At 61.3% G+C, this 19,060-nt stretch carries 20 protein-coding genes; 18 read left to right on the top strand and 2 right to left on the bottom strand.

Annotation, left to right across the window (positions count from 1 at the left end; translation table 11 throughout):
* Positions 1 to 37: 37 nt before the first annotated feature.
* The 4 genes from DWQ09_18450 to secF all read left to right on the top strand — a co-directional run bounded on the left by DWQ09_18450 (position 38) and on the right by secF (position 4,519).
* Positions 38 to 1,141 carry a tRNA guanosine(34) transglycosylase Tgt gene (locus DWQ09_18450; protein KAA3626199.1) on the top strand — a complete coding sequence of 368 codons (1,104 nt, stop codon included), beginning with the start codon at positions 38 to 40 and terminating at the stop codon, positions 1,139 to 1,141.
* A gap of 220 nt (positions 1,142 to 1,361) precedes the next feature.
* Positions 1,362 to 1,688, top strand: coding sequence for a preprotein translocase subunit YajC (locus DWQ09_18445; GenBank protein ID KAA3626198.1), 327 nt, complete (start codon positions 1,362 to 1,364; stop codon positions 1,686 to 1,688).
* Between the two features lie 14 nt (positions 1,689 to 1,702).
* Positions 1,703 to 3,556: a protein translocase subunit SecD gene (secD, locus tag DWQ09_18440; protein ID KAA3626197.1), complete on the top strand. Its 1,854-nt coding sequence runs from the start codon at positions 1,703 to 1,705 to the stop codon at positions 3,554 to 3,556.
* 21 nt (positions 3,557 to 3,577) lie between these two features.
* Positions 3,578 to 4,519, top strand: coding sequence for a protein translocase subunit SecF (gene secF / locus DWQ09_18435; protein ID KAA3626196.1), 942 nt, complete (start codon positions 3,578 to 3,580; stop codon positions 4,517 to 4,519).
* Positions 4,520 to 4,537: 18 nt separating this feature from the next.
* On the opposite strand, the gene DWQ09_18430 is transcribed toward secF, so the two are convergent.
* Both DWQ09_18430 and DWQ09_18425 read right to left on the bottom strand, forming a co-directional pair.
* Positions 4,538 to 4,828, bottom strand: a complete 291-nt coding sequence (locus tag DWQ09_18430; protein ID KAA3626195.1) for a hypothetical protein — start codon at positions 4,826 to 4,828, stop codon at positions 4,538 to 4,540.
* A 90-nt stretch (positions 4,829 to 4,918) separates the two neighbouring features.
* Positions 4,919 to 5,719 carry an inositol monophosphatase gene (locus DWQ09_18425; protein KAA3626238.1) on the bottom strand — a complete coding sequence of 267 codons (801 nt, stop codon included), beginning with the start codon at positions 5,717 to 5,719 and terminating at the stop codon, positions 4,919 to 4,921.
* Between the two features lie 114 nt (positions 5,720 to 5,833).
* Here DWQ09_18425 and DWQ09_18420 point away from each other — a divergent pair, with 114 nt between their 5' ends.
* The 14 genes from DWQ09_18420 (at position 5,834) to bamB (ending at position 19,034) form a co-directional block, all read left to right on the top strand.
* Positions 5,834 to 6,559 carry an RNA methyltransferase gene (locus DWQ09_18420; GenBank protein ID KAA3626237.1) on the top strand — a complete coding sequence of 242 codons (726 nt, stop codon included), beginning with the start codon at positions 5,834 to 5,836 and terminating at the stop codon, positions 6,557 to 6,559.
* 219 nt (positions 6,560 to 6,778) lie between these two features.
* Complete coding sequence (gene cysE, locus DWQ09_18415; protein ID KAA3626194.1) at positions 6,779 to 7,624, top strand: serine O-acetyltransferase; 846 nt, start codon at positions 6,779 to 6,781, stop codon at positions 7,622 to 7,624.
* A gap of 58 nt (positions 7,625 to 7,682) precedes the next feature.
* Positions 7,683 to 8,153: a Fe-S cluster assembly transcriptional regulator IscR gene (iscR, locus tag DWQ09_18410; GenBank protein ID KAA3626193.1), complete on the top strand. Its 471-nt coding sequence runs from the start codon at positions 7,683 to 7,685 to the stop codon at positions 8,151 to 8,153.
* A 37-nt stretch (positions 8,154 to 8,190) separates the two neighbouring features.
* Positions 8,191 to 9,324: a cysteine desulfurase gene (locus tag DWQ09_18405; GenBank protein ID KAA3626192.1), complete on the top strand. Its 1,134-nt coding sequence runs from the start codon at positions 8,191 to 8,193 to the stop codon at positions 9,322 to 9,324.
* 56 nt (positions 9,325 to 9,380) lie between these two features.
* Positions 9,381 to 10,574 (top strand): IscS subfamily cysteine desulfurase, encoded by a 1,194-nt coding sequence (locus tag DWQ09_18400; protein KAA3626236.1) that lies wholly within the window; start codon positions 9,381 to 9,383, stop codon positions 10,572 to 10,574.
* 51 nt (positions 10,575 to 10,625) lie between these two features.
* Positions 10,626 to 10,949, top strand: coding sequence for an iron-sulfur cluster assembly accessory protein (locus DWQ09_18395; GenBank protein ID KAA3626191.1), 324 nt, complete (start codon positions 10,626 to 10,628; stop codon positions 10,947 to 10,949).
* Positions 10,950 to 11,192: 243 nt separating this feature from the next.
* Positions 11,193 to 11,624: a nucleoside-diphosphate kinase gene (locus DWQ09_18390; protein KAA3626190.1), complete on the top strand. Its 432-nt coding sequence runs from the start codon at positions 11,193 to 11,195 to the stop codon at positions 11,622 to 11,624.
* A gap of 10 nt (positions 11,625 to 11,634) precedes the next feature.
* The gene (rlmN, locus tag DWQ09_18385) at positions 11,635 to 12,759 is read left to right on the top strand and encodes a 23S rRNA (adenine(2503)-C(2))-methyltransferase RlmN (protein KAA3626189.1); all 1,125 of its coding nucleotides are present in this window, start codon (positions 11,635 to 11,637) and stop codon (positions 12,757 to 12,759) included.
* Entirely contained in the window at positions 12,756 to 13,508 is a 753-nt protein-coding gene (locus DWQ09_18380; protein KAA3626188.1) for a type IV pilus biogenesis/stability protein PilW, read from the top strand. The genes rlmN and DWQ09_18380 overlap by 4 nt, the downstream gene beginning before the upstream one ends.
* Positions 13,508 to 14,596 (top strand): helix-turn-helix domain-containing protein, encoded by a 1,089-nt coding sequence (locus DWQ09_18375; protein ID KAA3626187.1) that lies wholly within the window; start codon positions 13,508 to 13,510, stop codon positions 14,594 to 14,596. Before DWQ09_18380 ends, DWQ09_18375 begins: the two co-directional genes overlap by 1 nt.
* Positions 14,597 to 14,651: 55 nt before the next feature.
* The gene (locus DWQ09_18370) at positions 14,652 to 15,746 is read left to right on the top strand and encodes a flavodoxin-dependent (E)-4-hydroxy-3-methylbut-2-enyl-diphosphate synthase (GenBank protein ID KAA3626186.1); all 1,095 of its coding nucleotides are present in this window, start codon (positions 14,652 to 14,654) and stop codon (positions 15,744 to 15,746) included.
* 196 nt (positions 15,747 to 15,942) lie between these two features.
* Complete coding sequence (locus tag DWQ09_18365) at positions 15,943 to 17,226, top strand: histidine--tRNA ligase (protein KAA3626235.1); 1,284 nt, start codon at positions 15,943 to 15,945, stop codon at positions 17,224 to 17,226.
* A 24-nt stretch (positions 17,227 to 17,250) separates the two neighbouring features.
* A complete protein-coding gene (locus tag DWQ09_18360) occupies positions 17,251 to 17,892 on the top strand; it encodes a hypothetical protein (protein ID KAA3626185.1) in 642 nt (213 codons plus the stop codon).
* The gene (bamB, locus tag DWQ09_18355; GenBank protein KAA3626184.1) at positions 17,889 to 19,034 is read left to right on the top strand and encodes an outer membrane protein assembly factor BamB; all 1,146 of its coding nucleotides are present in this window, start codon (positions 17,889 to 17,891) and stop codon (positions 19,032 to 19,034) included. The genes DWQ09_18360 and bamB overlap by 4 nt, the downstream gene beginning before the upstream one ends.
* The last annotated feature ends 26 nt before the right edge of the window (positions 19,035 to 19,060 follow it).

The following is a 19,060-nucleotide window of genomic DNA, read 5'->3' as shown; positions in this document are numbered from 1 at the left end:
GCGAAATGACGTTGTGTGCGAAGCCACGATGAGTCACATGCAGTTTGAAGTTCTCGCCACCGATGGCCGTGCCCGCCGCGGACGCCTGACCTTTCCGCGCGGGACGGTCGAGACGCCGGCCTTCATGCCGGTGGGTACGTACGGCACCGTCAAGGCGATGACGCCGGAGGAACTCAGCGCCCTGGGGGCGCAGATCATCCTGGGCAACACCTTTCATCTCTACCTGCGCCCAGGGCTGGAGGTAATCCGTGCTCATGGCGATCTGCACCGATTCATGAATTGGCAGGGGCCGATTCTGACCGACTCGGGGGGGTTTCAGGTTTTCAGTCTCGGCGAGTTGCGCAAGATCACCGAGCAGGGCGTTCATTTTCGCTCACCGGTCAACGGCGACCCGATCTTCATGGGGCCCGAGGAGTCGATGGCCATCCAGCGTGCGTTAGGCGCCGATATCGTGATGATTTTCGACGAGTGCACGCCTTATCCGGCCACCGCAGCCGAAGCGTGCGCCTCAATGGAGCTCTCGCTGCGCTGGGCTGAGCGCAGTCGGGCGGCCCATGGCGACTCGCCTGCCGCGCTGTTCGGGATCGTGCAGGGTGGCGTCTATGATCTGTTGCGTACTGAGTCGCTGGCCGGTCTGGTCGGTATCGGGTTCGACGGGTATGCCGTGGGCGGGCTCTCGGTGGGCGAACCGAAGATCGATCGCTGGCGGGTGCTGGACAACCTGGTCCCGCAGATGCCCGCCGACCAGCCCCGATACCTGATGGGGGTGGGAACGCCGGAGGATCTCGTCGATTCGGTTGGCCGGGGAATCGATATGTTTGACTGCGTGCTGCCCACCCGTAATGCCCGCAACGGCCATCTCTTCACGCGCTACGGCGATCTGAAGATCCGCCACGCCCGTTTCGAACGTGACGACCGGCCGCTCGACGAGTCCTGCGGCTGCTATACCTGCCAGCACTACAGTCGCGCCTATCTGCGTCATCTGGACAAGTGCAACGAAATCCTCGGTGCCCGCCTGAATACCCTCCACAATCTCCATTACTATCAGGAACTGATGTCGGGATTGCGCGCCGCCATCGCAGGGGGGCGGTTGGCGGCCTTCGTGAGGCAGTTCAGGGAACAGCGGTGCGGGGAGGAATAAGCAGCGTGCCGGCGACGTGTGCGCCGCGGCCCGTACGGGGAACGAAAACGAATGGGTTGGCGGACGGATACCCTGCCTTTCCCGGTCGTTCTCCACCCTTTCGCCTATTTCAAACGGTTCAGGTTACAATACGCGCTTTCGCCGGCCCGGCCTCGGGGGAACAGCCTGGGCGCGACGGGCGGCTAATCCGTTTTTTCAACAGCCACAAGGAAAGCACTCCATGAGCTTTTTTATCACCGACGCCCTGGCACAGGGCGAGGCGGCAACGGGCAACCAACTGATCGGTTTTCTGCCGCTGATTCTGATCTTCGTGGTCTTCTATTTCTTGCTGATCCGTCCGCAATCAAAGCGCGCCAAGGAGCACAAGAAAATGGTGGAGACCTTGGGTAAGGGCGATGAGGTCGTCACCAGTGGGGGGATCCTCGGCAAGATCACCGATGTAGGTGATAACTTTGCCACCGTCATGATCGCTGACAACGTCGAGATAAAGGTGCAAAAGCACGCGATCGCCAACGTCATGCCGAAGGGCACCACCAAGTCCGAATAAACAAGCTGGTCGTCATGAATCGCTATCCCCTCTGGAAAAACCTGCTCATCCTGGTCGTTTTAGTGGTCGGGACGCTCTACTTCCTTCCCAACCTGTTTGGCGAGGATCCTGCTCTGCAGATCTCTGCGACACGCACGGCGAAGGTCGATCTATCCACCCAGGCGCAGGTGGAGGCGGCTCTGGCGCGGTCCAATCTCAAGGCCAAGGGACTGGAGCTGGAAGAGGGCCGGCTTCTGGTGCGCTTTGCCGATACCGATGCCCAGCTTGCGGCGCAGGATCAGGTCAAGCAGGCGCTGGGCGGCGACTACATCGTGGCCCTGAACCTGGCGGCCAGCACTCCCGCCTGGCTGCAGGCGCTGGATGCGCAGCCCATGTACCTGGGGTTGGATCTGCGGGGCGGCGTGCACTTCCTGATGGAGGTGGACATGGTGGCTGCTGTGCAGCAGGCCGAGGAGCGCTATATCAGTGACCTGCGCACCTTGCTGCGTGACAGCAAGGTGCGCTACATCAGCATCAACCGCGACAGCGATGGGGTGCGGGTCAAGTTTCGCGATGCCGCTGAACGCTCCGCCGCGCGCGCGCAGATCGAACGCGAGTTCCCGGGGCTCAAGCTGAGCGACGAAGGCGAAGGCAGCGATATCGCGCTGCTGGGTGTGGTCTCGGAGCAGGAGCGCAACGAGATTCAGGAGTTCGCGCTGCAGCAGAACATCACCACGCTGCGTAATCGTGTCAACGAACTGGGCGTCGCTGAACCGGTGATTCAGCAGCAGGGTAGTTCACGCATCGTGGTGCAGCTGCCCGGTGTGCAGGATACCGCGCGCGCCAAGGAGATTCTCGGTGCCACGGCGACCTTGGAGTACCGGTTGGTCGATGGCACGCACGATGTGCAAAAAGCGTTGGCGGGACAGGTGCCGCCCGGTTCGCGGCTCTATCGCGAGCGTAACGGCGCACCGATCCTGCTCGACCGGCGAGTGATCGTTACCGGTGATCAGATCATTGACGCCGCTTCCGGTTTTGATCAGCAGAGCGGCAGCCCCGCGGTATTTGTCACGCTCGACGGCGCTGGCGCCAAGAAAATGAGCCAGGTGACACGCGAAAACATCGGTAAGCCGATGGCGGTGGTGTTCATCGAGAACAAGACCGAAACACGCCTCGTCGACGGCAAGCCGGTGAACTCGGTGCGCCGCGTGGAGGAGGTGATCAACGTCGCCACCATCCGCGACCACTTCTCCAAGCGCTTTCAGACCACCGGGCTGGACAGCTCCAACGAGGCGCGCGATCTCGCCTTGCTGCTGCGCGCCGGCGCTCTGGCCGCCCCGGTGCAGATCATCGAGGAGCGCACCGTCGGCCCCAGTCTTGGCCAGGACAATATCGATCAGGGTTTCACCTCGGTGCTGGTCGGTTTCGTGGTGGTGCTGTTCTTCATGGCACTCTATTACCGGCTCTTCGGCCTGGTGGCCAATCTTGCGCTGTTTGCCAATCTGGTCATGATCGTCGCGGTGTTGTCGCTGCTGCAAGCGACGCTCACATTGCCGGGTATCGCGGGCATCGTGCTCACCGTGGGTATGGCGGTGGATGCCAACGTGCTGATCTTCGAACGCATCCGCGAAGAGTTGCGCCTGGGTAATTCACCGCAGGCTTCGATTCAGGCCGGCTACGAAAAGGCGTTCTCGACCATCGCCGATGCCAATATCACCACCCTGATCGCCGCCATCGTGCTGTTCAGCTTCGGTACGGGCCCGATCAAGGGATTTGCCGTGACCCTCTCCATCGGCATCGTCACCTCGATGTTTACCGCCATCATGGGTACTCGAGCGGTGATCAATCTGATCTATGGACGCAAACGCGTCCACAAACTTGCCATCTAACCGGTTGACGGGAAAGCTGCTATGCGTTTCTTGCAGAAGAAAACTCACTTTGATTTCATGGGACTGCGACGCATTGCTATGATCGTTTCGGCCGTGCTGCTGGTCGTCTCCATTGGGTCTTTAGCCACCCGTGGACTGGCCCTGGGCATCGATTTTACCGGTGGTACGCTGATCGAGGTGGGTTATCAGGATTCGGCCGATCTCGGTAGTTTGCGCACGGCGCTGGGAAGCGGCGGATTCGGCGACGCCACCGTGCAGCATTTCGGCACCTCGCGTGACGTGCTGGTGCGCCTGGCACCGCGCGAGGGGGTTAGCAGCGCCGATCTCAGTACCCAGGTATTCAACACGCTGCGCGGCGCAACCGGGGCGGCTCAACCCGAGCTGCGTCGTGTAGAGTTCGTGGGCCCGCAGGTGGGCGAGGAACTCGCGGAAGACGGCGGACTCGCAGCCTTGGCTGCTTTAATCTTGATTCTGATCTATGTGGCGTTCCGTTTCGAATGGCGCTTTGCCGTGGGTTCGGTCGCAGCACTGATCCACGACGTGATTATCACCCTGGGCGTGTTTTCGGTATTGCAGCTGCCATTCGATCTGCCGGTGCTGGCAGCGGTGTTGGCGGTGATCGGCTACTCGCTCAACGACACCATCGTGGTCTTCGACCGCATCCGGGAAAACTTCCGCAAAATGCGCAAGGGAAGCCCAACGGAGATCACCAATACCTCCCTCAACCAGACGCTCTCGCGCACCTTGATGACTTCGCTGACCACGCTGCTGGTGCTGGTGGCGCTGTTTTTACTGGGTGGTGAGATCATCCACGGCTTCGCCACCGCATTGATCATCGGCATTGTCGTGGGTACCTATTCGTCGATTTACGTTGCCAGCCCCGTGGCGTTGGCACTGGGTGTCAGCAAGCAGGATTTGATGCCGCCGCAGAAAGAGGATGTGGGCGACGGCGCACAGTTGTAACCGGGGGTGACCTCGATTTCAGCGCCCGGACACGCTCGATAGTTCACGGCGGGTGAGAAAATCCACGACGTCGGCGCTTCTCTCACGAATCGGACCGGGGTAGTGCAGGATGCGCGCCGTGGCTCCAGGCTCGACACGCACCGGCGTGCGTCGCGGTTCCAGGATCTCGAACTCGCAGGGGGCGGGCGAAAAACCAGCGATCGTGGCCAATTCGCTCATCCCGCCGAGCACGTCGCGCATCACCAACTCGAGCGCCTTGTCCGCGAGGAGCGCGGTCGGTCTGTTCGATCTGTGATCGTGGTGGGCCATCCCCATTTCCTGTGGTGAGAAAGCGTGAGTTTCCTTACCACTGTTTCGGGCGACGCGGCTGAAACTTGAGCCGTCGCCCATCGGGTCGGGCTAGCGCTTCAGATCATCGAGCAGGTGGGGTTGGATGGTGCTGAGCAGCTGCGCGTGGACCTTGGGTGCGCCGCAGACCACGTTGCCGGTCTCGAGATAGGCTTTGCCACCGCTGAAGTCACTGACACTGCCGCCGGCCTCCTGAATCATCAGTACACCCGCTGCCATATCCCAGGGTTTCAAGCCGATCTCCCAGAAGCCATCGAGCCGTCCTGCCGCCACATAGGCAAGATCGAGCGCGGCAGCTCCCGCCCGCCGAATACCGGCTGTAAGGGGGAAGAGATCACGAAACATGGCGAGGTAGGCCTCCAGGTGGTGAATATCGCGAAAGGGGAAGCCGGTCCCCAATAGTGCGCCCTCCAGCCCTTCCTTGCGGCTGATGCGCAGGCGCCGGTCATTCATGTGTACACCCGAGCCCCGGGTGGCGGTGAAAAGCTCGTTGCGCAGCGGATCGTAGATGACGCCCTGCTCGATCTGGCCGCGGTGCTGCAACCCGATGGAGACGGCAAACTGCGGGAAGCCATGGAGGAAATTGGTGGTGCCGTCGAGCGGGTCGATGATCCAGGTGTAGTCATCGTTGCTGCCCTGCGCACCGCTCTCCTCGGCGAGGATGGCGTGGTCGGGGTAGAATTTACGCAGCACCTTGATGATCTCTTGCTCGGCAAGTTGATCGACCTCACTAAAGAACTCATTCCGTTGCTTGGTCGACACGTTCAGCGTATCCAGGCGATCGACGTAGCGGAGGATCTGATTGCCTGCGGCGCGGGCGGCGCGCACGGCGATGTTGAGCATGGGGTGCATGGATGTGGCCATAGCTACGCGAAGGGCGGGCAAGGATAGCAACCGAGTGCAGTCGGTGACAAGCCAGTGATGGCCGGTTGCGTGGGCTGGTGCCCAACGGTACCTTCTCTCACCATGCTCGAAAACATAGAGATCGTTCTGGTGGGCACCACCCACCCCGGCAACATCGGCAGCGCGGCACGCGCCATGAAAAATATGGACCTCAAGTGCCTGACCCTGGTCGCGCCCGAGCGTTTTCCGAGCGCGGAGGCCACCGCGCGCGCTTCGGGAGCCGACGATCTGCTGGCACAGGCGCGGGTGTGCGCGGATCTTGACGAAGCGCTGTCCGATTGCACGCTGGTGATGGCCACCAGCGCGCGTTTGCGCACCATTCCCTGGCCGGCGCTCGAACCGCGCGAAGCGGCCACAATGCTGTGGCGTGGCGCGCAGGAGGGGCGGGTAGCTGTTTTGTTCGGCCGCGAGCACTCGGGGCTGAGCAATCAGGAACTGGAACGCTGCGCTCATCTGATTCATATCCCGACCAGCGAACACTTCAGCTCACTGAATCTGGGTGCGGCCGTCCAGGTGATCGCCTACGAACTCAAGCTTGCGAGCAGCGAGGCACGCGTCCCGGTGCCGGAACGCGACAGCCCCTTGGCCCGCGACGAGGAGATCCAGGGGCTCTACCAGCACATGGAGGAGGCGCTGGTCGAGATCGGATTCCTCCATCCCGAGGCGCCGAAACAGCTGATGCGGCGCCTGAAGCGGCTCTTCAACCGCATCGATCTGGAACAGACCGAGGTCAATCTGCTGCGCGGCATTCTGAAAGCGGCCCAACGGCAGGCGCGGCGTCACGAATGACCATGCACGCTGAAGGGCTTTCTGCTACTATGCGATTCTGACCGTAGTTGAGTGATTAGATAGGTTTTATGGGGTTTGAAATAGACATGGAGATTGCTTTCCGATACCGCGCCAATCGATGGGGTTCGCACCCGCAGAGCGGTTCTCGGCGATGTTGCCGCACGACGCCTTAAAGTTTTTTGCAAGATAGCCGGCCCATCATTTATCGAGAGGTTTTCCATGTTTGATCATCTGCGTGAAGACATCCGTTGCGTCTTCGACCGCGATCCGGCGGCGCGTAACACCTTTGAGGTGCTGACGACCTATCCCGGTATTCACGCTCTGATCAGCTACCGTTTGGGGCACTGGTTGTGGAACCACAAGCTGAAGTGGTTGGCGCGTATGGTGTCCCATATCGCGCGCTGGCTTACCGGTATCGAGATCCATCCCGGGGCCCGCATCGGCCGTCGGCTCTTCATCGACCATGGTATGGGTGTGGTAATCGGTGAAACGGCCGAGATCGGGGATGAGTGCACGCTTTACCATGGCGTCACCCTGGGTGGCACCTCATGGGATCGCGGTAAACGTCATCCCACGCTGGGCAGGGATGTGGTGGTCGGAGCCGGTGCAAAAGTTCTTGGGCCGATCACCATCGCCGACGGGGTACGCATTGGCTCCAACGCGGTCGTACTCAAGGACGTACCTGCGGGAGCCACGGTGGTCGGGGTGCCGGGCGTCGTGGCCACGCGCCAACCCGACAGGGTCGATCCCGAACAGGCCAAGGCGCGTGCTGCCATCGCGGAAAAGATGGGTTTCGATGCCTATGGCACGACACGCGACATGCCCGATCCGGTGGCCCATGCCATCAACAGCATGCTCGACCACATCCACGGCATGGATCAGCGCATGGAGGCGATGTGCGCGGCGTTGAAGCAGCTTGGCGCCGAGCCCGGTGACGTGGATGTGCCCGACCTGGAACCGTGCGAGATTGCCAGTACCGCGCCCGGCGAGGGCGAACGCCAGAAGGCGCACGTCGCGGGCGATCCCGAGCCGCCCGACTCAGAGTCGCGCCTTGCGAGTAATTGACATAAACACTTTGTTTTGTGGGATAATTCGGCAACTGTTGTAGAGGCGGAGTGCAGCCATGAGATTGACGACCAAAGGACGATACGCAGTAACGGCGATGCTGGATCTGGCCATCCATTACAAGGATGGTCCTATCACGCTCGCAGATATTTCCAAACGCCAGGGAATCTCGCTCTCCTATCTGGAGCAGCTTTTTTCGCGCCTGCGCCGTCGTGGATTGGTGAGCAGCGTCCGTGGCCCCGGCGGCGGCTACCGATTGGCGCGCGCGGCACCGGAAATCGCCGTCCTCGACGTGATTACGGCCGTGGATGAGGATGTCGATATTCGCAAGTGCGGCGGATTGGGCAACTGCCAGGACAACGATACCTGTCTGACCCATGAGTTGTGGTGCGATCTCAGCCAGCAGATTCAGGACTTTCTCAGCAACATATCCCTGGGCCAGCTGGTCGAGCGCAGCGCGATTCGCGAGATTTCCGATCGTCAGGAGAAGCGTGTTCAGCAGTTCACGGTCGAGTCGGCCACCTCCTGAGCCCATAGCGAGCGGAAGGTCGCACAGGCCACCCGTCATGACTGCTTATCTCGATCACAACGCCACGAGCCCGCTTGATGAGCGGGTTCGCGAGGCGATGCTGCCGTTTCTCGATTGTGGCAACCCCTCCAGCGTGCATCGCGTTGGCCGCGCCGCGCGCGGCGCTGTCGGAGCGGCGCGTGAACAGGTTGCCGCGTGGCTCGGTGTGCAGACGTCGCAGGTGATCTTTACCAGCGGGGGAACCGAAGCCAACAACCTGGCACTCTCGGGGGTGGCGCAAACCGTACAGCCGGGCCGCCTGTTAGTCAGCGCTGTGGAGCACCCCAGTGTTCTGGTGCCGGCGAAGGCGCTGGAGCGGGATGGCTGGGAGACACAGACCATTGCCGTCGACGATCAGGGCCGCGCGCAACCGGAGTCCCTGATGGATGGCCTCTCCGCGGATACCCGCATCTGTTCGGTGATGGCGGCCAATAACGAGACGGGCGTGCTGCAACCGGTGGCTGAGCTGGCCGCTGTGGCGCGTACACGGGGTGTAGTGATGCACACCGACGCTGTGCAATGGGCGGGCAAACTGCCACTGCGCTTTGCCGATACGGGTGCTCATCTGTTGAGCTTGTCGGCGCATAAACTCAACGGGCCGAAAGGCGTGGGTGCGCTGGTTGTGGACAAGGCGCTGGATCTCGAACCGATACTCCGGGGTGGCGGACAGGAGCGCGGACTGCGCTCAGGCACGGAGAATGTGGCGGCCATTGCCGGATTTGGATGTGCGGCTGAACTGGCGGCTAATGAGCAGGCGCAGCGTCGGGCTCACACCGAAGGGCTGCGTGACTACCTGATTTCGCGTCTCGCCGAGCTGCATGGTGCCAAGGTACTGGGTGCTGATGCCGAACGCTTACCCAATACCGTCATGTTCGCGCTACCCGGCATCGATGGCGAGACCACATTGCTGCACCTGGATCGCCACGGCATCGCTGTTTCCAGCGGGTCGGCCTGCCACAGCGGCAGCGGCGATCCCAGTCATGTATTGGTGGCGATGGGTGTGGCGCGCGAGGTGGCATTCAGTGCGGTGCGGGTCAGTTTCGGCGTGGGTAACAGCCGCGCCGACGTCGATGGATTGATCGCCGCGCTGCACACATTGCGTAAGCGCATGGCGCCATTGCTGACAGGCTAGTGGCTTCGAGATGGGACCGATCGTGTATATAAAAACCCTAAATGATGCCGATCACCATGACTAAACGCTCGATCTATCTCGATTATGCCGCTACGACACCGGTCGATGAACGGGTTGCCGGTCGCATGGCCGAGTATCTGACGCGACACGGTGTCTTCGGTAACCCGGCCTCGCGGTCACACCGTTTCGGGCGTCACGCAGAGCAGGCGGTGGAGCGCGCCCGGCAGCAGGTCGCCGAGTTGATTCAATGTGATTCGGAGAGTCTGATCTGGACCTCGGGAGCGACCGAATCGAACAATCTGGCCATCAAAGGCGTGATCGAGGCCTTGGGCGGTACACGGCGCCACATCGTTACCGTGGTGACCGAACATAAATCGGTGCTCGACTGTTACCGTTATCTGGAGATTCAGGGTTACCAGGCGACCTATCTGCGTCCCGAGGCCAACGGGCTGCTCGATCTCGACAAGGTGCGCGAGGCGCTGAGCGATGACACCGCGTTGCTTTCGGTCATGCACGTCAACAACGAGATCGGCGTAGTGCAGGATATCACCGCCCTCGGGGAACTGGCGCGCGAACGCGGTGTCCTCTTTCATGTGGATGCGGCGCAGAGCGCCGGGAAATTGGCTATCGATCTGCGCACCTGGCAGGTGGATTTGATGTCGTTCTCGGCCCATAAACTCTACGGTCCCAAGGGAATTGGCGCACTTTATGTGCGTCCGGCGCCGGAGGTTCGCCTCGCACCGCAGATGCACGGTGGTGGCCATGAGCGGGGGTTGCGCTCGGGAACGCTGGCAACGCATCAGATCGTTGGTATGGGTGAGGCGTATCGGATCGCACGCGAGCGTTTTGCGCTCGAGAATGAGCGCATCCGCCGAATGCGCAACCGCCTCTGGGAAGGTTTGCAGCAACTGCCGTCGATCTGCCTCAATGGTGATCTGGAGCGGCGTGTAGCAGGCAATCTGAATGTGTGCTTCGGCGGTATCGATGCCGAGGCACTGATGATGGCCCTTGGTTCGATCGCACTCAGTTCCGGCTCGGCCTGCTCTTCGGCCAACCGTGAACCCTCCTATGTGCTGGGCGCGCTGGGGCGGAGTGCAGAATTGGCCGATGGTTCGATCCGGTTCTCAGTAGGGCGTTACACTACCGAGGAGGAGATCGATATCACGATCGAGGCGGTATGTGACAAGGTCAACCAGTTGCGGGCCTTGTCGCCGACGTGGAATTCATTAGCCGCCGATGCTTGTCGTTGAGCACCGGTGGCTTTACGGGCAACTGAACAGACGATTGGAAAGAGGTTCGTTATGGCATTGACACTGACTGCTTCCGCTGCCGAGCGCGTGCGTGGTTTTCTCGAGGCGCGCCAAGAAACCGTTGGTGTGCGCGTCGGCGTTAAGCCCTCGGGTTGTTCGGGGCTCTCCTACATCATGGATTTCGCCAAGGAAATCGATGCAGACGACGTGGTTTTCGAAGTCCAGGGGGTAAAGCTGCTCATCGACAAGGAGAGCCTGCCGTTTCTGGAAGGCATGGAGCTTGACTACACAAAAGAGGGATTGAACGAGGGGTTCAAGTTCAATAATCCCAACGTCAAGTCCACCTGCGGCTGCGGGACCAGCTTCAGCGTCTGATCCGCAAGGGCGCGCTTTGCGCTCGCATCCTGCCCGTTCCCTGTCCCGGCAGGTACCAAGGTGCATGTAGGGGGCAGCCCTCGGGGATAACCGCATTGTATTGACCTTGCGCGTGAGTCCGCTGCCCGTTGAACCCGGGTCTTGCGTTGCCTAGGCCCGCGCCAAAGCGGTAAACTTATACGTTGATTTATGCAGCCCGCGGCCAAAGACGCGGGCTTGTCTTATCCAGCTGTGGAGTTACGAATGGCCATTGAGCGTACCTTTTCCATCGTCAAACCTGATGCGGTTGCCAAGAATGTGATCGGCGAGATCTACAGCCGTTTCGAAAAAGCGGGCTTGCGCATCGTGGCGGCCAAGATGCTGCACCTCTCCCGTGAGCAGGCAGAGGGCTTTTACGCCGTTCACAGGGAACGTCCCTTTTTCAAGGACCTGGTCGAATTCATGATGTCGGGGCCGGTGGTGGTGCAGGTGCTGGAAGGCGAGAACGCCATCGCCAAGAATCGCGAGGTCATGGGTGCCACCAACCCCAAGGAAGCTGCGGCGGGCACCATTCGCGCCGACTTCGCTGACGATGTGAGCGAAAACGCCGTCCATGGCTCGGATGGTCCCGACACTGCACGTGCCGAGATTGCCTTCTTTTTCAGCGAAGGTGAAATCTGCCCGCGCACCCGCTAAGAGCAATCGTTTGAGCGAAACACGCGTCAATCTGCTGGATTTTGATCGTATCGGCTTGGAGGCCTGGTTCACCGAATTGGGTGAGAAAGGCTTTCGTGCCCACCAATTGATGAAGTGGATCTACCATCTGGGCGTGATCGATTTCGATCGGATGAGCAACCTCAGCAAATCGTTGCGCACCCGACTCAGTGAGATTGCCGAGATCCGCCTGCCCGAGGTGGTCACCGATCAGGTGTCGGCGGATGGAACCCGTAAATGGCTGTTGCGCCTGCACGACGGCAATTGCGTCGAAACCGTCTTCATACCCGACGGTGATCGCGGCACGCTGTGTATCTCCTCGCAGGTGGGTTGTCCGCTGGATTGCGCCTTTTGCGTCACTGCCCAACAGGGGTTCAACCGCAATCTCACCGCTGCCGAGATCATTGCACAAGTCTGGGTAGCCAACGAACAGCTGGGCCGCTCAGCGGTCGGTGATCAGGCATGGCCCGGCGTGAACGATACGCGTCTTATCACCAATGTGGTTTTGATGGGCATGGGAGAGCCACTGCTCAACGTTGAAAACGTGGTGCGGGCCTGCCGGCTGATGATGGACGATCTCGGCTTCGGGCTTTCCAAGCGTCGCGTTACGTTGAGTACCGCCGGCGTGGTGCCGGGTCTCGAGCGGCTTGCCGGGCTGACCGACATCAGTCTCGCGGTCTCGCTGCATGCGGTTGACGATGAACTGCGTAGCCAATTGGTGCCGATCAATCGCAAATATCCCATTAGCGAGCTGTTGTCGGCGTGCCGGAAATTCATCGGCGGTGACACACGCCGGCGCATCACCTGGGAGTACATAATGCTCGCGGAGGTCAATGACTCCGTCCACGATGCGCGCAAACTGGTCAAGTTACTGAGCGGCATCCCCTCCAAGGTCAATCTGATCCCCTTCAATCCGTATCCAGGGGCGCCCTATCGTGCCTCGAGCAACGCCGTACTTGACGAGTTCCGCGAGGTGCTGCTGGCGGCCGGCATTATGACCGTTACCCGTAAGCCACGCGGCCAGGATATCGATGCCGCGTGTGGTCAGCTGGCGGGCAAGGTGCAGAACCGTCGCGCACGCGCGGTCAATCCACCCGTAGTCGAGGTGCACCCATGAGTGCTGTAAAAACCACGCTGCTCTGTCTCGTGGGATTTACCCTTGCTGCCTGCAGCAACGCAGCGGTACGGCAGCAGGAGGAACAGTTGATCAAGAGTTCCCAGCTCAATACCGAGTTGGGCCTGGCTTATCTGAAAGAACGCGATCTGGAGCTGGCCTTGATCAAGCTCACCAAAGCGGTTGAGCAGGATCCCAAAAACGCCAAGGCACAGGCGGCGATCGCTGTTGTTTACGAGAATATGGGGCGCGCGGACAAGGCGGATGGCCACTACATCAGGTCCGTCGAGCTCGACCCAAGCGATTCATACGCACGCAATGCCTACGCCGTTTTCTTATGCCGCAAGGGTGAAGTGGATATGGCCATGAAGCATTTCGATGCCGCTGTCGATAATCCACTCTACCCGCAACCGGAGGTGGCTCTGAGCAATGCCGGCCAGTGCCTGCGTGCCCGGGACCCCGCACTGGCCGAGAAATACCTGCGTGCAGCCTTGCGCAAAAACCCGCAGTTTGCCCAGGCGCTGTTCCAAATGTCGCGCATCAGTTTCGAGCAGGGCAACGCTTTGAGCGCGCGGGGCTACCTGCAGCGCTACCAGGCGGTTGCCAAGCCCACACCGCAGACCCTGTGGTTGGGAATACAGGTGGAGCGCGAGTTGGGCGATCGCAACGCGGTCGCCAGCTATTCGCAGCTGCTGGAGGGAGAGTATCCCGATTCGGAAGAAGCGCGGCTATTGCTGGAATCGAAACGCTGATGAGCGCCGAGTGGCTTCCTGTGGAACAATCGCCGGAGTCTGGGCAGGAGCGCCCCGAGGGCCCCGGAGCGCTACTGCGCGCATCACGGGAGGCGCGTGGCCTGTCGCTGGCGCAGGCGGCTGATCAGCTCAAGCTCAAGCAGGCCATCATCGATGCATTGGAGTCGGACGACTATCAACGTCTGCCTTCTATTCTCTTCGCTCGTGGTTATCTGCGCAGCTATGCCCGCCTGCTCGGACTACCGGTTACCGAGGTGATCGAAACTTTCGAACGATTGGGGCTGATCGAAGCGCGGCCGGCGTTGCCCAAAGGAGCGATCCTCACGAACAAACAACGCAGCGAGCACCTGCTGTTGCGTTGGGGTTCGGTGGCGGTTGTTGTGGTCCTGGGTGCGCTGTTGGTCGCCTGGTTTCAGGATGAATCGACCTCATCGCTCCTCAGCCGGTTAGGGATCAACGGCAGTCCGGGCAGCGCAGCGCTTACCCCGGCGCAGGTGGAGTTGCCTGCGCACCCGCCGGTTGCCGAGGCAAACAGTGAGAGCACACCGGCCTTTGTGCCGCCACCCGTCGTTCCGGAACCTGCACCGAAGAAACCGCCGCTAGCCGAACCATCTCCAGAGGTGGTGATGGCCCCCGATCCGACCCCGCCCATCGTGGCATCGACGCCTTCGACACCCATGGTTGCCGAACCGCCAGAGCCAGCGCCGGCCGTGGTTTCCCGGCCGGATCCGGCGATTTCCAGCATGCCCGAGCCAATGGCCGATCCAGTCGCTGCAGCGTTGCCCGCGGTCGTCACGCCCGTGACGCGATCCGATGCTGCAGACAGCGGTGGAGATCGCCTGGTTCTCGAGTTGCTGGGCGACTCGTGGGCGGAGGTGACCGATGTGAACGGAGAGCGACTGGTTTATCAGTTGCTGAAGGCCGGCACGGTTCGCGAGGTGACCGGCCAGGGTCCGTTCGCCATTTTCCTGGGCAATGCTCCCGGAGTTGAGCTGCGTTTCAATGGTGAGCCGGTCACCGATATTCGTGCCAGCAGCCGCGGCGTAGCGCGCCTTACCCTCGGCGCTGCACCTGACGGTGAGCGCTAGCCATGGGGCGCTCTAGCGGGTATGGCGCGAGCATTCGCGACCACGGCAGAGGCTGATCGTGCATCCCACCATCTCCATCCAACGGCGTAGATCACGCCAGATCAAGGTCGGCTCGGTCGCCGTCGGTGGCGACGCTTTGATCTCGGTGCAAAGCATGACCAATACCGAAACCTGCGATGTGGCGGCCACCGTCGCGCAGGTGCAGGCGATTGCGGCAGCGGGCGCGGACATCGTGCGCATCTCCGTCCCCTCCATGGAAGCTGCGGACGCCTTTGGCGCGATTCGCAAGCAGGTGAGCGTGCCGTTGGTTGCGGATATCCACTTCGACTACCGAATCGCATTGCGGGTGGCCGAGCTGGGGGCCGATTGCCTGCGCATCAATCCGGGCAACATAGGCCGGGAGGATCGTATCCGCGCAGTGGTCGATTGCGCACGCGACCGGGGGATTCCGATCCGTGTTGGCGTCAATGCCGGTTCGCTGGAGAAGGATCTTCTGGAAAAGTACCAGGAGCCGACGCCAGCGGCGTTGGTCGAGTCCGCCTTGCGCCATGTGGAGATCCTTGATCGTCTGAATTTTCATGAGTTCAAAATCAGTCTCAAGGCCTCCGATGTGCAGACTGCGGTCGCCGCTTACCGTACCTTGGCGGGGGAGATCGAGCAGCCCCTGCATCTGGGCATAACCGAGGCGGGGGGGCTGCGTTCGGGGACCGTAAAATCGGCGGTCGGTATCGGGATGCTGCTGGCTGAAGGTATCGGGGATACGCTGCGCGTCTCGCTGGCGGCCGATCCGGTGGAAGAGGTGAAGGTGGGCTTCGATATCCTCAAGAGCCTGCATCTGCGCAGTCACGGCATCAACCTGATCGCCTGTCCTTCGTGCTCGCGCCAGCGCTTCGATGTGATTAAAACCGTGAATGCACTCGAAGTGCGTCTGGCGGATATCACCGAATCCCTCGATGTGGCAGTCATAGGCTGCGTGGTCAACGGCCCCGGAGAGGCGAAAATTGCCGATATCGGGATAGCCGGTGGTGAACCCAATCTCATGTACCGCGACGGCAAACCGGCGGAGAAGGTGACCGACGATGATCTGGTAGACCGGCTGGAACGCGAGATCCGGGAGCGCTTGCGCCGCCAGCGGGAAGGGGATGTATAAGCCTCTCGCGCAAAGACGCCAGGCTCGCAAAGAAAGAGCGGAAGTAGTGTTTCAACGCCGTTCCTCACCGCTTCGCTGTCGGTGTCGGATTGCGGTGCCGAAGATCTGAATTGATAGGATTCTTCTTGGCGAACTTTGCGCCCTTGGCGCCTTAGCGCGAGAAGATGTTGCCATTTTATCGAATAAGGAAGTGGGTTTGTCCAAAGAGATCCAGGCCATTCGCGGTATGCACGACATCCTGCCGGAGCAAAGTTCGCTCTGGCAGCATGTGGAAGCTACGCTGCGCGGTGTGCTGCTAGCCTACGGTTATCGTGAGATTCGCACACCGATCCTCGAGCGTACCGAGCTCTTTGCCCGCTCCATCGGCGAGGTGACCGATATCGTCGAGAAGGAGATGTATACCTTCGACGATCGCAATGGCGACAGCCTCACACTGCGCCCGGAAAACACGGCCGGCTGTGTCCGGGCGGGTATCGAAAACGGTTTGCTGTACAACCAGGTGCAACGTCTCTGGTACATCGGTCCGATGTTTCGTCACGAGCGCCCGCAGAAGGGACGCTACCGCCAGTTTCATCAGATTGGCGCCGAGATTTTCGGTTTGACTGGGCCGGATGTCGACGCCGAGCAGATCCTGATGAGCGCACGCATGTGGCGGGAGTTGGGTATCGATGACATCGTCGAACTGGAGATCAATTCGCTGGGTACCGCCGAAGAGCGTGCCGTTTACCGCGATGCGCTGACCGTCTATCTTCAAGCGCATGTGACAGTGCTGGACGAAGACAGCCGGCGTCGGCTCACCAGCAATCCGTTGCGTATCCTCGACAGCAAGAATCCGGCGATGCGGGAAGTGATCGCCGGCGCTCCCGGGTTGGCCGATTTTCTCGGCGACGCTTCGCGGCGCCACTTCGAGGGATTGACGACATTGATCGAGGCCGCCGGGATTCGCTACCGCATCAATCCGCGTCTGGTGCGTGGACTCGACTACTACTGCAACACTGTCTTCGAGTGGGTAACCGATCAACTCGGCGCGCAGGGCACGGTCTGCGCGGGCGGCCGCTACGATGGTTTGGTCGAGCAGTTGGGTGGACGCCCTACGCCGGGTGTAGGTTTCGCCATGGGCCTGGAGCGGCTCGTGGCGCTGATCGAAGAGCGCAGGCAATCGGTAGAGGATGGACAGGCGCCGCATGTTTACCTGATCAGTGCCAGCGAAGCGGCACAACGGCAGGGGTTCCTGTTGGCAGAGCGGCTGCGCGATGCACTTCCCGGTGTACGGATTCTTTGCCACTGTGGCGGCGGTGGATTCAAAAATCAGTTCAGGAAGGCTGATCGGAGCGGTGCCAGGTTGGGGTTGATTCTTGGCGATGAGGAATTGGCGCAGGGGAGTGTCGGTATCAAGGATCTGCGCGGCGGCGAGCGGCAGGTGACCGTGCCCCAAACAGAGCTTGCGGCGTTGCTGCGCGCGCGGCTATTCGAATCATAACGAGCAGGCAGTCAGGAGCGAGCGGTGGACGTCTACGCATCAGAACAGGAACAAATCGAAGCCCTTAAAAAATGGTGGCGTGAGAATGCGGTGGCCTTGATTACCGGCGCAGTGATCGGATTGGGGGGGCTGTTCGGCTGGCAGTACTGGCAAAAACATGTCGACGAGCGCGGCGCTGCGGCCTCGGCACAGTACGAGGCGATCTATGTTGCCGCGCAGGCTGGCCGCCATGACGAGGTGCTGGAGCAGGGCAAGGTGGTCGTGGGGCAGTATGCCGACACGCCCTACGCGGCACTCAGCGCATTGATGATGGCCAGGGCGCACGTGGAGCAGGGTGATCTCGGTGCCGCTGAAGAGCGGCTGCGCTGGGTATTGGCCAATGGCGATACCGATGAGTTACGCCATGTTGCCCGTATCCGTCTGGCCCGCGTACTGCTCGAACAGGGAGAGCACGCGGCAGTGCAAGCATTGCTGCAGGGGGTGGAGTTCGGCACGTTTGCCAGTGACTACCATGAGATCCAGGGCGACCTCGCGCTGGTGGATGGCGATACCAAGGCCGCACGCGACGCCTATCGCAAGGCGTTGGGCCGCAATCCTGCCAACAGCGCGCTGATTCAACTCAAGCTCGACGACCTGGGACTGACGGCGGACGAGGCCATTCGATGAGACACGCCCTGCTCGCTGCCGCCCTGGTGACCGCGGCGCTCGCGGGTTGCAGCTCGGTGGTCGATCCGGATCCGCCGGCGCCGCTGCCGGTGCTGGAGAGCGAACTTCCGGTCCGCACACTGTGGCGTACTCAGGTGGGTTCGGGTACCGACGGGCAGCGCGTGACGCTGCGACCGGTGTTCGATGGCGGCACCATCTATGCCGCTGACCGTGGCGGCAAGCTCGTCGCGGTCGATCGGGGTAATGGCAGAAGGCTCTGGGAGCGCTCCACTGATCTGGAGATCACCGGTGGCGTGGGGTTGAGAGGTGAGCAGTTGCTGGTGGGCACCATCAATGGCGAAGTGGTGGCGTTGAATGCGGCGGACGGCGTTGAACGTTGGCGCAGTGAGCTCTCCAGCGAGATCCTCGCCCCGCCGCAGATGGAGGGTGGTGTGGTCATTGCCCACAGCAGCGACGGCAAGTTGTTTGGTTTGGACGGGGCGACCGGTGAGCGCAAATGGTTTTATCAACAGCGCGTGCCGGCGCTCAGTCTACGTGGTACGAGTACGCCGGTGACCGACGGTGGTCGCGTCTACGCCGGTTTCGCCAGTGGCAAGCTCGCGGCGCTCGAGCTAAATGGCGGACGCGTGCTGTGGGAGAGCACCATTGCGGTGCCACGCGGGAGGACAGAGCTCGATCGCATGGTCGACATCGATGCTCATCCGGTTCTGGATGACGGCACGCTGTTCGTTACCGCCTATCAGGGGCGGGTGGCCGCGGTCGCCGCGACCACTGGAGTGTTGATCTGGGCGCGGGATATTTCGGGCTATCAACCCGTCGGTCTGAACCGCGACCGGCTTTACGTGACCGATGATCGCGGTCACCTGTGGGCGCTGGCGCGTGATAACGGTGTGGCGCTGTGGAAGCAGGAGAAGCTGCAGGCGCGGGGTTTGACCGCGCCCACCGCCTACCGGGATTACGTGGTGGTCGGAGATTTTGAGGGTTATCTGCATTTTCTGTCACAGGACGATGGGCGTATCGTTGGCCGCGTGCAAATCGATAGCAAGGGTTTACTGGAGGCGCCCGCGGTGATCGACGACACGCTCTATGTCTACGGGCGGGGCGGGGTCCTGACAGCAATCACACTCGATAGCGCATCCTGACCGGGCCACGTTTTCGTGCAGCGCCT

It is taken from the genome of Pseudomonadota bacterium, from assembly GCA_008501635.1.
In the GTDB taxonomy this organism is placed as follows: Bacteria; Pseudomonadota; Gammaproteobacteria; order QQUJ01; family QQUJ01; genus QQUJ01.
The sequence above is the reverse complement of the archived record's forward strand: the minus strand, read 5'-3'. Positions and strand labels throughout refer to the sequence as shown.

Excerpts from the sequence above, each read along its gene's own strand:
- DWQ09_18450 (KAA3626199.1), top strand. The coding sequence starts at position 38 with ATGCAGTTTGAAGTTCTCGCCACCGATGGCCGTGCCCGCCGCGGACGC.
- DWQ09_18445 (KAA3626198.1), top strand. The coding sequence starts at position 1,362 with ATGAGCTTTTTTATCACCGACGCCCTGGCACAGGGCGAGGCGGCAACG.
- secD (KAA3626197.1), top strand. The coding sequence starts at position 1,703 with ATGAATCGCTATCCCCTCTGGAAAAACCTGCTCATCCTGGTCGTTTTA.
- secF (KAA3626196.1), top strand. The coding sequence starts at position 3,578 with ATGCGTTTCTTGCAGAAGAAAACTCACTTTGATTTCATGGGACTGCGA.
- DWQ09_18430 (KAA3626195.1), bottom strand. The coding sequence starts at position 4,828 with ATGGCCCACCACGATCACAGATCGAACAGACCGACCGCGCTCCTCGCG.
- DWQ09_18425 (KAA3626238.1), bottom strand. The coding sequence starts at position 5,719 with ATGCACCCCATGCTCAACATCGCCGTGCGCGCCGCCCGCGCCGCAGGC.
- DWQ09_18420 (KAA3626237.1), top strand. The coding sequence starts at position 5,834 with ATGCTCGAAAACATAGAGATCGTTCTGGTGGGCACCACCCACCCCGGC.
- cysE (KAA3626194.1), top strand. The coding sequence starts at position 6,779 with ATGTTTGATCATCTGCGTGAAGACATCCGTTGCGTCTTCGACCGCGAT.
- iscR (KAA3626193.1), top strand. The coding sequence starts at position 7,683 with ATGAGATTGACGACCAAAGGACGATACGCAGTAACGGCGATGCTGGAT.
- DWQ09_18405 (KAA3626192.1), top strand. The coding sequence starts at position 8,191 with ATGACTGCTTATCTCGATCACAACGCCACGAGCCCGCTTGATGAGCGG.
- DWQ09_18400 (KAA3626236.1), top strand. The coding sequence starts at position 9,381 with ATGACTAAACGCTCGATCTATCTCGATTATGCCGCTACGACACCGGTC.
- DWQ09_18395 (KAA3626191.1), top strand. The coding sequence starts at position 10,626 with ATGGCATTGACACTGACTGCTTCCGCTGCCGAGCGCGTGCGTGGTTTT.
- DWQ09_18390 (KAA3626190.1), top strand. The coding sequence starts at position 11,193 with ATGGCCATTGAGCGTACCTTTTCCATCGTCAAACCTGATGCGGTTGCC.
- DWQ09_18380 (KAA3626188.1), top strand. The coding sequence starts at position 12,756 with ATGAGTGCTGTAAAAACCACGCTGCTCTGTCTCGTGGGATTTACCCTT.
- DWQ09_18375 (KAA3626187.1), top strand. The coding sequence starts at position 13,508 with ATGAGCGCCGAGTGGCTTCCTGTGGAACAATCGCCGGAGTCTGGGCAG.
- bamB (KAA3626184.1), top strand. The coding sequence starts at position 17,889 with ATGAGACACGCCCTGCTCGCTGCCGCCCTGGTGACCGCGGCGCTCGCG.